Annotated in this window: 14 protein-coding genes; 8 read left to right on the top strand and 6 right to left on the bottom strand. The window is 49.5% G+C overall.

Translation table 11 applies throughout. The features are described from left to right. Positions 1-21 precede the first annotated feature (21 nt). Positions 22-189, bottom strand: a complete 168-nt coding sequence (locus tag H6F76_RS02290) for a hypothetical protein (RefSeq protein ID WP_190505552.1) — start codon at positions 187-189, stop codon at positions 22-24. A 505-nt stretch (positions 190-694) separates the two neighbouring features. Here H6F76_RS02290 and H6F76_RS02285 point away from each other — a divergent pair. The 5 genes from H6F76_RS02285 to H6F76_RS02265 all read left to right on the top strand — a co-directional run bounded on the left by H6F76_RS02285 (position 695) and on the right by H6F76_RS02265 (position 7,230). Then, on the top strand, positions 695-1,522 hold the full coding sequence (locus tag H6F76_RS02285; RefSeq protein WP_190505550.1) for an Rpn family recombination-promoting nuclease/putative transposase: 828 nt from the start codon (positions 695-697) through the stop codon (positions 1,520-1,522). Between the two features lie 326 nt (positions 1,523-1,848). Then, positions 1,849-4,737, top strand: coding sequence for a pentapeptide repeat-containing protein (locus H6F76_RS02280; protein WP_190505548.1), 2,889 nt, complete (start codon positions 1,849-1,851; stop codon positions 4,735-4,737). A 456-nt stretch (positions 4,738-5,193) separates the two neighbouring features. Beyond that, positions 5,194-5,955: a ParA family protein gene (locus H6F76_RS02275; protein ID WP_190505546.1), complete on the top strand. Its 762-nt coding sequence runs from the start codon at positions 5,194-5,196 to the stop codon at positions 5,953-5,955. Then, the gene (locus H6F76_RS02270; protein WP_190505544.1) at positions 5,948-6,406 is read left to right on the top strand and encodes a hypothetical protein; all 459 of its coding nucleotides are present in this window, start codon (positions 5,948-5,950) and stop codon (positions 6,404-6,406) included. Before H6F76_RS02275 ends, H6F76_RS02270 begins: the two co-directional genes overlap by 8 nt. Positions 6,407-6,690: 284 nt before the next feature. Beyond that, positions 6,691-7,230, top strand: coding sequence for a site-specific integrase (locus H6F76_RS02265; RefSeq protein WP_190505542.1), 540 nt, complete (start codon positions 6,691-6,693; stop codon positions 7,228-7,230). A 26-nt stretch (positions 7,231-7,256) separates the two neighbouring features. Here H6F76_RS02265 and H6F76_RS31295 read toward each other — a convergent pair whose 3' ends face one another. From H6F76_RS31295 to H6F76_RS02245, 4 genes are all read right to left on the bottom strand, one after another. Beyond that, positions 7,257-8,276, bottom strand: a complete 1,020-nt coding sequence (locus H6F76_RS31295; RefSeq protein ID WP_190505540.1) for a pentapeptide repeat-containing protein — start codon at positions 8,274-8,276, stop codon at positions 7,257-7,259. A gap of 539 nt (positions 8,277-8,815) precedes the next feature. After that, positions 8,816-10,489: a pentapeptide repeat-containing protein gene (locus tag H6F76_RS02255; RefSeq protein ID WP_190505538.1), complete on the bottom strand. Its 1,674-nt coding sequence runs from the start codon at positions 10,487-10,489 to the stop codon at positions 8,816-8,818. Positions 10,490-10,818: 329 nt separating this feature from the next. Next, entirely contained in the window at positions 10,819-11,223 is a 405-nt protein-coding gene (locus H6F76_RS02250) for a hypothetical protein (RefSeq protein ID WP_190505536.1), read from the bottom strand. A 28-nt stretch (positions 11,224-11,251) separates the two neighbouring features. Beyond that, positions 11,252-11,629: a helix-turn-helix transcriptional regulator gene (locus tag H6F76_RS02245; protein ID WP_190505534.1), complete on the bottom strand. Its 378-nt coding sequence runs from the start codon at positions 11,627-11,629 to the stop codon at positions 11,252-11,254. A 235-nt stretch (positions 11,630-11,864) separates the two neighbouring features. Here H6F76_RS02245 and H6F76_RS02240 point away from each other — a divergent pair, with 235 nt between their 5' ends. Further along, on the top strand, positions 11,865-12,272 hold the full coding sequence (locus H6F76_RS02240; RefSeq protein ID WP_190505533.1) for a hypothetical protein: 408 nt from the start codon (positions 11,865-11,867) through the stop codon (positions 12,270-12,272). Positions 12,273-12,879: 607 nt separating this feature from the next. Here H6F76_RS02240 and H6F76_RS30830 read toward each other — a convergent pair. Next, a complete protein-coding gene (locus H6F76_RS30830) occupies positions 12,880-13,008 on the bottom strand; it encodes a hypothetical protein (protein ID WP_277881172.1) in 129 nt (42 codons plus the stop codon). Here H6F76_RS30830 and H6F76_RS02235 point away from each other — a divergent pair. Together H6F76_RS02235 and H6F76_RS02230 are read left to right on the top strand one after the other, a co-directional pair. Beyond that, positions 13,007-13,381 carry a hypothetical protein gene (locus H6F76_RS02235; RefSeq protein ID WP_199321866.1) on the top strand — a complete coding sequence of 125 codons (375 nt, stop codon included), beginning with the start codon at positions 13,007-13,009 and terminating at the stop codon, positions 13,379-13,381. The genes H6F76_RS30830 and H6F76_RS02235 overlap by 2 nt on opposite strands. Further along, positions 13,374-13,628 (top strand): hypothetical protein (locus tag H6F76_RS02230; RefSeq protein WP_190505531.1); only part of this gene is annotated, 255 nt, incomplete at its 3' end. The genes H6F76_RS02235 and H6F76_RS02230, both read left to right, overlap by 8 nt.

Genomic DNA, 13,628 nt, shown 5'->3' with positions numbered 1-13,628 from the left:
CAAGCTCAAGCACTTGTCAGCCTATTTAGACAAGAAGCCGTCGATCGCAGCAAAAAAGCTGAAAATGAGACTCAAGCAAGGGTGGACTGAAGAAATTGGTGATCCTACAGTTGCAAAAGGGACACGACCACCAGTTGCTGTTATGGCAGCGGCGGCGGCGGCTCCAATACCATGTGTCTCAGTTTTCATGTGTAAAAAGAATAGAGACTTCGTTAATTTAAGCAATCACAATTGCAGTGACAATCAAAAATCATGAAGGACACAGAACCTTCTGATTGTGAAGGACATTGTATTGAGCTTATGAAGTTCTTCTAACCAACACTCCGTCAGTTGCGATCAAGAACGCATAGGCTTGGTTTTGAAGTCACTTAGACATCTAGGTCTGCACAGTGGCAAGCGCTTACGGTAAGTCTTGGCGTTCCGAGCGTTCGTTACAGAGTCAGTTTTCCCTGCTGCACGTCAAGCATTCGCTGTAATGTATCTTAGTACACTTGTTCTTATGTAGCCTTCTAGGTAGACTAAGGGCGGCTAATGGGTTGTATACCCCCCGCGTATGGAAGCCTTCACTTAGACTGGGGGCTTCTTTCTCTGCTGCCTCGAGCTGCCTTCATCTGCTAGTCGTTGCAGACTGCTGCGGCAAGGCATACCGCCGACCGCTTACAATCAGACTGCTTTGCCTGTGCAGTTGCTGCTTGTGAAAACAGATTCGCTCTTTTATCGCTTGTTTCAGAACCACCCGGACCTGGTGTTTCAGTTGCTGGGTGACCACGCTCCTCATGCCGACTCCTACGAGTTTGGCTCTCAGGAGGTGAAGCAACTCTCCTTCCGGATTGATGGCGTTTTGAGCCCGTCGCCTGATGCCGTTGACTCGCCCGTTGTCTTTGTCGAGGTGCAGGGCTATCGTGATCAAAAGAAGACGCTTTACCACAGCTTCTTTGCCGAAATCTTTCTGTATTTGCGGGACTACCAACCGCCACATGACTGGCTCGGCATCCTCATTTTCACCAGGCGGAGTCTTGACCCACAGCTACCGACCCACTTCCAGGACTATGCCAGGAGTGTCCGCTTCCAGCGTGTCTACTTGGATGAGCTACCCAGCGAGCTGGCGGAGCAGTCGTTAGAACTGGGGGTACTGCAACTCATTGGTTTGGATGATGAAATCACTCCAGCGAGGGCAAGACAGCTAGTGGAACGAGTGCGAGGCGAGGTTACGGATGGCGCAGAGCAAGAGCGCGTCGTAGAATTAGTGTTAGCGACATTGGTTTATAAGTTCCCAACTCTTGAGCGGGAGGCGATCAGGCAAATGCTGGGATTAGACGAACTGAAGCAGACCCGGTTCTATCAGGAAATAGCAGAAGAAGAACGGGCAGAAGGTCGTGAAGAAGAGCGTGAGCGGATGCTGTCCCTTACTATCCCTAGCTTCCTTGAGCTGGGTTTAACGGTTGAGCAGGTTGCCGAAAAGCTGAAAACCGATATAGCGACTGTCGAACGCATTATCCAGCAGCAGCGAGAACAGAATTAATTTTCCGTTGATCCACTCCATCAATATCTGGGTAGCCCTCATCAGAGGGCTTTTTCGTGTTGAGCCGAGAATTTTATCCTTGCCGTAATACAAAGGTGTACTAGCTCTCTCCTATTAAGTTCCGACCTCCATTCCTATTCTTTCAAACAAGAAGTTAAACGTTCTGAGCAAATATTTCAACGGTAATTCAGGTAAGGCACAAGGACTGTTGTATCTATACAGTGAAACACCAACTACTCCTACGCTGGTTTAAGGATTACACCAGACCATCGTTTGAGCCAGTTTAATGAAAGCAACTAATCTTCGCTGGAGAGCTACCAGTCGTTATGAACACTGGGTCTGGATTTTCGGCTAGTAAACCCGTTTCCGTTTGGAACCGTCCGCTCAAAGCGAACTTCAAAGACTTATTCAAAGCGCTGGGGAAAGGGGTCATTGATAGCGCGAGCGGTAAATGGGAAGGGGTCGCCAGTGATGTTGTTGAGGCATCCGTTGCGATTGGGTTGGCAACGGAGCCGGAGCAAATAGCTTGGCTGCTGATTTATCGTTCGCTCGAACGAGCCATTGCCAAATTGCTGAAGGAGAACCGAGAGCTTTTAGTCAAGCAGCCAGACGATTTGAGCCTCCTATGCGAGCATCTCGATTGGTCTTTAGAGACAACTGAGTTAGTCATCAACCAAGAATTTTTCCGTGCGCCGAAGCAACTGCCCATTCTAAAGGCATTTAAGACACCTCTCTCACAGTGGCTAGAAAGCTTTGTGGTAGAGAAGATTCAGGCACAGACGATCAGTGACCGTCTGCCAACTTACTTTGTCTTTGCACTGCATGAAGAGTGGCGTGTCCGCGCCAAAGATTATGAGTGCCTGAAAACGCAACTGGATACCCCCTTTACCAAAGCAAGTGCGCGCGAACAGGCATGGTTGCGTTATCGAGCCTTGTTACAGCAGCAAGTTGAAGAACCTATGTTCCTCGAAGCCTTTAGCTTGAAGCAGGTCTATGTCCCTCTGTGTGCCTACTACACCCGTAAAAAACCTCAACAGAAGGGGCAAGAACTTGGTTATCGAACAGAGCTTGAGCGTCAGGCAGAAGAGCGCGTGGTGGTTGATTTGAGTAGCGCATTGCAATCTTGGATCAACGATGCCGATCGCGAGGATGCGATCCGTGTCATTTGTGGTGGTCCAGGATGCGGCAAATCATCCTTCACTAAAATCCTGGCAGCGACTTTAGCCGAAACGGGTCAGGTGCCCGTTTTGTACATTCCGCTGCACCTCTTTGACCTGAGTGCAGACCTGGACAAGGCAGTGGGCACCTTCGTGCAATCAGACCCCGATGGGTTGCTGCCGCCCAATCCATTGGAACGAGAGCAAGCAGAACCGAGAGTATTGCTCATCTTTGATGGCTTAGATGAACTGGCGAAGCAAGGCAAGGTCGGCATCGAGGCGGCTCAGCAGTTTGTGCGTGAAGCGCAGAAGCAGATCGATCGGCTCAATCAGCGAGACACCCGGCTACAGATCTTGATTAGTGGACGTGATGTGGCTGTGCAGGCAAACAGCGCCGAAATTCGGCGTGAAGGACAAATTCTGCACATCTTGCCTTACTTTGTGCCAGAGCCTGAACGCAAGCAGTATGTTGATACCCATAAGCTTTTAGCGGAGGATCGCCGCGATCGTTGGTGGCAAAACTACGGCAGCGTGAGTGGGCGTGGCTACACGAATCTGCCCCAGGAACTGAATCAGGGGAATCTGGTTGAGATTACAGGACAACCGCTGCTGAACTATTTAGTTGCGCTCAGCTATGTCCAAGGGCAACTGACTATTTTGGAGACCACCAACTTAAACGAGATTTATGTAGATCTGCTCAGAGCCATTCATGAACGCGGCTGGGCAGCGGGTCGCCAGCATCCTACTTTGCAAGGCGTGACACTGGACAAATTTGTTCGCATTCTAGAGGAAGTAGCGCTTTCGTCATGGCATGGGGATGGACGCACCACCACTGTCCACGACATTGAGTCTCACTGCGACAGTAGTGGGCTCAAACAACTCCTGGACATCTTTCAGGAAGGGGCGCAAACGGGAGTGACACGGCTACTCACAGCGTTTTATTTTCGGCAGAGTGGGTTGCAGTCTGATGGCGAAAAGACGTTTGAGTTTACCCACAAGAGCTTTGGGGAATATCTGACGGCGAAGCGTCTTGTTCGCGGTATTGCACGCATCCACGATGAGATGCAGAGCCATCAACAAGACTTAGACCGGGGCTGGAATGAGCGGCAAGCCTTAAAGCACTGGGCAATGCTGTGTGGTCCTTCGCTAATGGATGAATACCTCTTTCGGTTCCTTTGTGACGAGATTCAGCTTCAGCCGCGCGAACAAATCAGTCAGTGGCAAAAAACGCTGAGCGCTTTAATGGGCACCATGCTCAAAGCTGGCATGCCAATGGAGGAGCTAAAACTCCCAACCTATTACGAAGCAAGCCGCCAGGCTCGTAATGCGGAAGAAGCGTTATTAGCAGCCCTCAATGCCTGTGCTCGTCAAACGCGAGCACTTTCCCATTTTGACTGGTCATCTCCTGAAACCTTTGGTAGCTGGCTGACCCGAACACAGGGACAGCGTACAAGCTGGCAAAAGAATACACTGGCTTTTTCCTGTTTGGGCTGGCTGGATCTCACTGGCTGTAATTTGAGCGGTCAGGATTTAACTGGTGCATCTTTACAGGAAACGAGGCTGGATAACGCGATTCTGGATAACGCGAGGCTGGTTGGCGCGAGTCTGATTGGCGCGAGGCTGGATAGCGCGAGGCTGGATGGCGCGAGGCTGGATGGCGCGAGGCTGGATAGCGCGAGTCTGGTTGGGGCGAGGCTGGATGGCGCGAGGCTGGATAGCGCGAGTCTGGATAGCGCGAGGCTGGATAGCGCGAGTCTAGATGGCGCGAGGCTGGATAACGCGAGGCTGGTTGGCGCGAGGCTGATTGGCGCGAGGCTGGATAACGCGAGTCTGGATAACGCGAGGCTGGATCGGGCGAGGCTGGATAACGCGAGGCTGGTTGGCGCGAGTCTGATTGGCGCGAGTCTGATTGGCGCGAGGCTGGTTGGCGCGAGGCTGGTTGGCGCGAGGCTAGGATATATCCGCTGGAACAAAGAGACTCAGTGGGATAACATCAGTGGGCTAGAAGAAGCGCTCACTATGCCAGAGGCGCTCAAGGAGCAATTAGGATTAAGTTGAGAAGTTTTGCATCTGACATGCTCTTATCGCCATAGCGCATAGTGGTATAACCTTCTCCTTTCGTAGGGTCGGCTCGTTTACCCCTAAAAGATTAGGTTGTTGTGAAGCAGAAACGTGGGCTTAGCGGTCGCAGTAGGAGAAGACAGTGCTGGCGGTATTCAATAACTTTGAAGCGCTCATCGAAGCCAGACAGACGTTGCTTGCTAATAAGTTTCAGTACATGCTGCAATCTATAGACTAAAAGCCTCAATGGCACCTCAGATCTTAGGCTCTAGACCTCTAGAAGTTTAGACACCTCTGTTTTCAGAGTCAAGGTATCTAGAAGTTTAGATGTTTATTATTTTGGACACTTGAATTTACAGGCATTTAGAAATCTAAGTACCTACGTTTCTGCACAAGTAGACATACTGCATAACACCTTGTAGCGTTAGCTCAATCACTCAAGCGTGGAGGGTTATGAAGACGTGCGCTGCAATCTCGCTTAGTGGCGGTCAGGGAAAGACTACAGTCGTTTTCTTCCTAGGCTTGCTTATGGCTGCTCAGGGGCATCGAGTCTTGCTAGTTGATGCTGACCCACAGTCCAACCTGACATTTTATCTGGGGCAAGAACTCCAGCCCACACAACCAACGCTGTTAGAAGTCATTACAGCCCAGGTCACGCCAGAAGACGGCATTTACCCGACTCGCTACCCTAACCTGTTTGTCATCCCTGCTGATCGCGGGTTGTTTAAGGTGAATGATTTCCTCGCCTCATCTGGAGCGGGGGCATTCATCCTCAAGCTGCGCTTACAAGCAGTTGCAAAGCTCTTTGATTACTGCCTGATTGATGTCCAACCATCGCGATCGCAGCTTTGTTTGACGGCGACAGGGGCAGCTGAGTTTGTGGTGATTCCAGCGGAAGCTAACGTCAAAGGGACAAACAGCCTGCTAGATACCCTGGACTTCCTAAATGAGCAGAAGCAGATCACCGCTTTTTCAGGACGCATTCTCGGCGTTCTCCCCTTTCGCGACAGATGGACAGGTAAGAGTCAAGCGCTTGAGTCACGACAGAACATTGAAGCGATGCAGCAGCTTGCTGGAGCTGTGCCGATCCTGCCTTCCATCCGTGAGTCAGAACAGTTTAAGCGAGCCATTAGACAGGGCTGTTTGCTGACAGAACTTGGCTACCCAGACTTGCAATACCCCTTTGAAAAACTGTTGGAGGCACTTAATGCCTGAAGATGCGCTAGAACGCCTCACAAAAAGAACACGTCCAGCAGTCCCTAGCCGTGATGCCAGTTTGGCTAACACCCCAACACAATCGACAAATCCAGATGTCGAGATACCTAGACTACGCTCTCAAGAAGAAGAAACTGGCAACTTAAGTGCCCCTTTGCCCCCAGTGAGTCAAGGTATCTCGACACCTAGAAACCCAGACTTCTATCATGATGAAATTGTCACCAAGCAAACGACCATGCGACTAGAACAAACTGTGAGTGATCGCATTCAAGACTTGAGCCGCTCGCACAACATCAGCAGAGAGGTGTTGATTGAAGCGCTACTGCTTCACTGTGAGAGTGACCCCAAAACAATGGATTCAGTGATCACTGCTGCCCAAGCACGACACGATCGAAGGCTTCAGGCAGCGAACCGCAAACGTGCTCAAACCATGATCGAAAAGTTTGGTTAGTGAATCACTAGCACGTTCACGCTGATGCACGATGATGGGCAGTGCGTCAAGCGTCAGCACAGCCAAAAATGTCAATGGTGTCAACGAGTTAAGCAAACCTGATGAATCAGGCTGCAAACGGCTCAAACCACGATTCTCTGGCACTCGTGTTTGATAAGCAACACTGAACATTCCCTCTCTACCAACCGACTTACCCTAAAACACCCTGAAACGGTGTGTCTGAGTTGTCGTTTTCCTCAAAACGACAATAGAATCGACGAAAGACAAAACAACGAGGTTGGCGGGTGGCAAAAGTCAACGGCAAGGGTCAAGCCGCAATTCTGAGCAACGCCCAAATTGATCAGGTGCTTGCTCTCTGTGCAGAACCTTATAAATTCGTGGTGGCGATCGCGGCTTATACAGGTTGCCGCATGGGTGAAGCCTTGGCACTCAAAGCCGAGAATCTCAATGTGGCAGTGGGTGTCATCACACTGACCCACACGAAAACCGGGAAAGCCAGGGAAGTGGCGTTGCATCCTTACCTCGTAGCGCTGCTGAGTCATGCGGCACTGCCGACAGACGGCTATCTCTTCCCCTCTCCGCGCACAGCCGGACATTTGACTCGACAAGCTGTAGATAAGGAACTGAGAGCGGTTTGTGAGGCGCTAGAGCTTAAGGGTGTGGGTACGCACTCGTTTCGTCGCTCGCTGGCAACCAACTTGCACGGTAAGAATATCCCATTGAAGACGATCGCTAGCATTACGGGGCATGAAAGCCTTAATTCTTTGTCGCTCTACCTAGACGTGACTCCACAGCAGCAGCGAGACGCGATTCTCGCACGTTAGACCAAGCGGACGCTATCGAGGTTGAGTTACTCCTCCACTCCGAGTTCTTTACAGTCGCGATCTGGGTCGAGCTTGCTATCTACTGGCAATGTTGTTCTACAGAGTTTTGTACCTTCTAATTTCGTATCACTTAGGTATGAAGAATTGTCGAGGTCGGCACCGTGAAGGTTGGCAAAGCCGAGCTTGGCACCTTGGAAGGTAGTAGAGCGGACCTTAGTAAAGCTGAGGTTGGCAAAGCCGAGGTTGGCACCTTGGAAGGTAGTAAAGCTGAGGTCAGCCCCGCTGAGGTCAGCCCCGCTGAGGTTAGCATAATTGAAATTGGCATTTTCGAGGTTGGCATGGCTGAGGTTAGCAGCGGCGAGACTGGCAGCGCCAAGGTTGGCACCACGGAGGTCAGCCCCGCTGAGGTTGGCACTACGCAGGTCAGCACCATTGAGGTTGGCACCATTCAGGTTGGCATGGCTGAAGTCAGCACCACGGAGGCTAAGTTTTAATTTGCTGATGATATCTGCTTCAATCAAAAAGTGAACAACGCTGGTTTTACGTGCGCTGTCGTTTTGAAACCTTCTCAGGATAGACAATGTCCTGGCTCGAATGACCTCAACGGCAGAATCTAATAGCTCTTGATCTTCAGTCGTCACTTGAACTGGTGGCTGACCTCCCGTTTCCTGTATCTTCATGGCATTGACCTTGGTTACGATTGCCACCAGATTCTTATCAACTAAAAGCATGGCTAAGCGGTCAAAGTAGCCTTGCAGAACCTCTTCCCTCGTTTCTTCTTCTGCCAGCTCACGCTGCTCTCTAGTTACTTCCTCGGTACGCTTTTGCTGTAGCTGCTGGAGCCAATACCCCAGGACTGCTAATGATAACGGCACTCCTAGGAGGCTCAATAAATCCCAGAGGGTTTTCCCATCGTCATTTTTGGTTGTCTCAATAGACTTGGTAATATTCCCCTGCTTATCTCTCTCAATGCTTATGGTGGTAACAGATTGCTCCTTTCCAAAGCCTAGACCTCCGGGCCAGAGGTAGGGTTGAGAACCCCACACAAATCCTAAGGTAAGAACAGCGAAGCACAGCCACCCCAATGAGCGTTTCCGATTTTCACTCCAACCTTTCCAACGCCACAGGCTGACACAAGGTTGAAGGAGCTGTTTGATTTTCAGAGGCTTACGTAACATGGCAGACAACGGCTGACGCTACAGGAGCTATCATCGCAGCTTTCACACTTTTTCTTCATTTGGAGACTCAATAAAAGCAAGTCTAGGCGCTTACGTAGGCTGTCCGTACTTATACAAGAGCACTCAGAAGCACAGCATAGAAAGGCACTTAAGCAGATTCTCTCAGTTTGTTTAGTCCAAATCTAGTCCAGTGGTCTTGGTATAAAATTTGCAAAGCTACAGCCGTCGGTCGTTTCGTTGGCGTTTTTTGGCGTTGATTAGTTGCGTGTTTCAGGAGTGCAAGCGACTAAAAAATTAGAACTACTACTGTGTAGTGTTTTCAAGGATTATGCAAGTTTGAGGCTAGTCCAGCACCGGAAGCGCAAGTTACTCGTTAGCTAAGCTAATCAATGGGCAAGTCCCAACAATCACTTACTGGGCTTCTGCCAGCCTTCAATAATAGCCTTGGTGATTTTGCCATACGGGGTGCCTTCCAGCCAAGCTAGTCCACCACCTTGAGCCGCTCCTAAGATGCGATCACGCGTCGTGGTGGGCAGGGCAGCATTGACGAACGCCTTTTGGTCAGCCTCAGTTGCGGTGGGATTAGCTTGCTCTAACTGTTGCAACAAGGCTTGAATCTCTTTTGCGGCTGCCGCCAGAGTTTGTTGCGGTTCTGAGGCGTAGTTGTGTTGAATTGCTTGCTGCCGCCCGCCTGCCTGGATGGTGTCAGCGACACTACCGACTGGAGCATTGAAATTAAACTTGGGCGCGTCTGCCATGAGCTTTTTTACCTCTGTGTCTTGGGCTTGATAGTCTTGAACCAGTGCAAAGAGTTGGTTAATGTGCTTGTTCTTATCTTCTAGCCTTGCCTGATACTGGGACTCCAGGGTCTTATGGACAACTTCATAGACATCCATAAAGCTGCCGTGGAGCTTGGGTCTGTCAGCCGTCGGTGCCGCCTTAATACGGATCACTACAACCCCATCGCCCTTATTTTCGATACTTGCGATCGCTAAATCATCGGCTTCATTCTCAATTTGAAGTTGCTGAAACGCATAGGCAACCGCTTGCCAGTCCACGCCATGACGGAAGATGAGATCAAGGGTTTCTTGCGCCTTTTGGAACAACTTGGTGAACTCACCAGGTGCAAAGGTCTGGTGAGGGGCACTGGGACGACGTTCTTGCTGATTATCCTTAAGGTAAATAAAGTCACAAATCACGCCATCCAGTGTTGTGTCTGCATTAATGTGCCAATCTTGGATACAGGCTCCTGTTAGAGTAGCGTTCCCAAAGTTAGTGTGTAGAGCGGTAGCTGTAATCAAGCGGGTATCACAGAGGTTAGCATCACTGAGGTTGGCACCCACGAGGTTGGCACCACAGAGGTTAGCATCACTGAGGTTGGCATTACTGAGGTTGGCACCCACGAGGTTGGCACCATGGAGGTTGGCATTACTGAGGTTGGCACCCACGAAGTTGGCACCTTCAAGGTCGGCATTACTGAGGTTGGCACCCACGAGGTTGGCACCCACGAGGTTGGCACCACGGAGCTTGGCACCCACAAGGTTGGCACCCACGAGGTTGGCATCACTGAGGTCGGCACTACGGAGCTTGGCACCCACGAGGTTGGCACCACGGAGCTTGGCACCCACGAGGTTGGCACCCACGAGGTTGGCACCACGGAGCTTGGCATCTTCGAGGTTAGCACCTTCGAGGTTGGCACTGGGGAGGTTGGCACCTTCAAGGTCGGCACCACGGAGGAAGGCACTCACGAGCTTGGCACCTTCGAGATTGGCATCACTGAGGTCGGCATCCACGAGCTTGGCACCTTCGAGGTTGGCACCTTCGAGGTTGGCACTACGGAGGTTGGCACTATAAAGATGGGCATTACTGAGGTTGGCACCCCTGAGGTTGGCACCCACGAGGTTGGCACTGGGGAGGTTAGCACTGGGGAGGTTGGCATTACTGAGGTTAGCATCACTGAGGTTGGCACCCACGAGGTTGGCACCACGGAGGTCTGGCTCGACATCAAAATGCTCTATACGCCAAAGGTTCCACGTCCTTACACTCTTTAATAGAAGGTTAAGTTGCTCCTTGTTCGCCATCGTTACTAATATCTTCCATCCGCTTGCCTGCTTCTCACCCGTTGAGCGTTGCCACTCAGCCCCATCACAGGTGAACCCACTATAGCCTTGACACAGAGAATAACTAGGTAGTAGCGACCCCAACAAAAACCTCGCCATTGCTAACGAGGATAAAATTTTTGTACTAAAGGCTCACCGTAAATTAATCACGGCAGCCACAGAAACCGATATTACAAAGGATAAAAGTTGATTTGACCCTTTAGGCTTAGTTATAGCAGCGGAAAAATTCTGGTCGTTAGTGAGCAGTTGACATGAACTGCCCCATTTACGAGGTCTGGTCGGATTTGGACTCAAGACTCCGTTGAAGTTGCAGCGGTTCTTGCTGCTGCAATCGCTTTATGCATTTCAAGCTCTTGCTTTTCTTTATCTAACCAACTTTTTTCAGCATCTAAAGCTTGTAACTGGTTGAGTCTTATTTCAACCCGTTTAAGAGCTAAGTACCTTGAAAAATTATCTGCCTTTGTTTTACACGCGCTACGAAACTTCTGAAGCAAACCCACATCACTAAAATTGAAAGCTGGTATGTAGACGACGATCGACAGCACTCGTATAAACGTAATGATCGAAGCTATGAACGGCTTGTACTCTCGTCGAAGCAACTCATCGTGAAGCTCATCTATCGTGGCTAGAGCTTCTTCCCGCCATTCCTCGTCAATGAGCGGTGCCAGTAGTTTGTCAATCAAAAACTGAAACATATAAACAGTCTCCTATCATGTGGAGAAATTAAGTAGGGATAACATCAGTAACCTCAATACCACGTAATTTTTGGCGAAAGACTTCTTTATCGTGTAAAGCTTGCAAACCCATTTCTGTAATCTGGTAGTAAACCGCTTTGCCATTTTTAGCTTCATGTTGCTCTTTGTTCATATCAATCCTTATAACCATCCCCCTATCTGAAAGGATTTTAAGGGTTCGGAAGTAGCTGCCAGGGTTCAGAGAGAGCGTGTGATTAGTGCATTCTGCGATCACATCAACCATCTTCCCAGCGTAGTTCTCACCCCTTGCAAGGATCAAGAGAAAAATTTCTTCACTTTCTGATATTTTTATTGGCTCATCTTCGTTAATAAAACGACCAGTTTGAGACGATTGAAAAGGTACCATAATTACAAAATGGTGGTAATTTATTTTGAATTTTTGTCATGGCTACATGTTCCTCAACTAATGGCTAGTGTGTCGATCTGTGAATTGACAAAGACAAGACCACCTTAGCAAACGTTTACCAATGTCACTATCAAATTTTTGATAGTCAAATTTTCACTATTAAATTTTTGATTTACCTAAGCTGCAAGGGGGTTTAGCTTGGATTTATCGTGTAACCAATCCAGGTAAACCCGCCATGTACCCACAATCAAACCAGACGCAGAAAGACGTAACAGCTTCGTCTACGTGTTCAGAATCGCCCATCGTGCAACTGATTAATAATCCCAACGTGATGAAGCTGGTTCAGGATGGTGTGTTGCCTCGATACGAGGGTGCGACGCTTTACAGCGATTCTGACGTGTTCGACTTCAACACGTTTACACCCACACCTCAGAAAATCAGCAAAGGCTTGCAACCGTCGATCGTCACGGTCTCAGTGAAAGTAACAACGGTAAAAAAATATAACCGTGTTTTCTTAATGTGCAAGTATCCGTGCGATATTCGCATTTTTTATGCGAATTTTAATAAAAACATCGAATATGTTCAAAGCGTTATATGTGGACTGAAAAAAGTATTTGACAATAAGCGCAAAAAACGGAATTGACATTAATGATTGCAGAGGGCACAATGCAACCGATAGTGCTTAGTGTTACTAAGGAGGCTGCATATAGCGTGGCTGCTAAGTAAGGGATGTTAATGTGCATCGTCCACCCAACCTCGTTTATGTAAAAAATACAGGCTTCCAAACAGGGGGACAACAGGTTAAAGTACGCAGTGTTACTAAGGAGGCTGCATATGGTGTGGAAGTTAGTCGTTACTAACAACTACTTATGGTTTCAGACATCAATACGGTTCGTCTCAAGTGTGTCGATAGTGACCAATAAAAAAGGAACGACGGCAATCGTTCCTCGTTACGTAAATTCAAAGTCCGATTCATCTCAAGCAATTTTAGACAGGAGCCAAGATCTATGACTCTCAATCCAGCACATCGAAGCAAAATTATTTACCTCGGTCGTAAATTCCCCAAGAAAAAGAATCGTGTCGCGTTTAGTCTAATCATACTGATTAGGGTGCTGTCAACAGTCCACCCCGAAATAGTGGTAAGTCAAGACCGGGTAGATGTTCGGCTACACCCGATAAACTGGCATCTGGTCGTCATGCGAGATTTGTCTGACAAGTAGACTCATTCGCCTTAGTAGACCTATCCGACCTCAGCACCGTTTGTCGTTGCTGGGGTCTTTTTGGGGTTGAGCCGTCATACGGGTAGTGTATGCAGAAAGATGTTGTCGGCGTTGTTTGACTGGGCACTCTGGTGAAAGCAAGTAACCTGCATCTGCCATGACTGGACTCCTGCACCGTCTTCGCGACCGACTGTCATCCCTTCTGCCTGAACCTGAGAAGCTAATTGTTAACAGCGTGGGGCAGCAGGAAAGCGAAGTACTACCCGAAACGATACAAGCAGTGATGGAATGGCTCTTTGCTAGCCTCATGAACGCTCGCTATTGCGGACAGGCGCACCTGTTCTGGCTACACACCCAAGCTGAGCCAGAACAGAACCAAAAACTTCAGCACTGCCACCGTCGGGGCGAACCAGTACTAGGCTATCGTTGCGGTACTCGGATGCCTGCACCCCCTTCCGGCTACTACTGGCGGTTAATGCCAGAATACGCCTCCCTACGAATTTACCAGCTTGAAACCAAGGACGATGACTGATCCTGCCTTTCAAAAACTGCCTGAGTGCGATCGCTGCTGGTTCAATCCGGGTAGTCCTTACCTTTGTTGCAGTGTTCATCCCACTGGTGTGCAGAGCGATCGCTGCCCTGATTTTCGAGAAGACGCCGCTGCGGCTGATCAGCAGCGTGAGTTCATGGCACTGGAATGGGTTGCTGATGGCGGTAAAGGCTTATGGGAACCCGATGGTGCTAGCTACTACGGGGATGAGTTGGTGATCAACACAGAG

Source organism: Leptolyngbya sp. FACHB-321 (genome assembly GCF_014695975.1).
Classification (GTDB): Bacteria; Cyanobacteriota; Cyanobacteriia; order Leptolyngbyales; family Leptolyngbyaceae; genus Stenomitos.
The sequence above is the reverse complement of the archived record's forward strand: the minus strand, read 5'-3'. Positions and strand labels throughout refer to the sequence as shown.

Bases quoted from the DNA above. Each gene is read 5' to 3' on its own strand.
- H6F76_RS02290 (WP_190505552.1), bottom strand. From the start codon at position 189: ATGAAAACTGAGACACATGGTATTGGAGCCGCCGCCGCCGCTGCCATA.
- H6F76_RS02280 (WP_190505548.1), top strand. From the start codon at position 1,849: ATGAACACTGGGTCTGGATTTTCGGCTAGTAAACCCGTTTCCGTTTGG.
- H6F76_RS02275 (WP_190505546.1), top strand. From the start codon at position 5,194: ATGAAGACGTGCGCTGCAATCTCGCTTAGTGGCGGTCAGGGAAAGACT.
- H6F76_RS02270 (WP_190505544.1), top strand. From the start codon at position 5,948: ATGCCTGAAGATGCGCTAGAACGCCTCACAAAAAGAACACGTCCAGCA.
- H6F76_RS02255 (WP_190505538.1), bottom strand. From the start codon at position 10,489: ATGGCGAACAAGGAGCAACTTAACCTTCTATTAAAGAGTGTAAGGACG.
- H6F76_RS02250 (WP_190505536.1), bottom strand. From the start codon at position 11,223: ATGTTTCAGTTTTTGATTGACAAACTACTGGCACCGCTCATTGACGAG.
- H6F76_RS02245 (WP_190505534.1), bottom strand. From the start codon at position 11,629: ATGGTACCTTTTCAATCGTCTCAAACTGGTCGTTTTATTAACGAAGAT.
- H6F76_RS02240 (WP_190505533.1), top strand. From the start codon at position 11,865: ATGTACCCACAATCAAACCAGACGCAGAAAGACGTAACAGCTTCGTCT.
- H6F76_RS02235 (WP_199321866.1), top strand. From the start codon at position 13,007: ATGACTGGACTCCTGCACCGTCTTCGCGACCGACTGTCATCCCTTCTG.
- H6F76_RS30830 (WP_277881172.1), bottom strand. From the start codon at position 13,008: ATGGCAGATGCAGGTTACTTGCTTTCACCAGAGTGCCCAGTCAAACAA.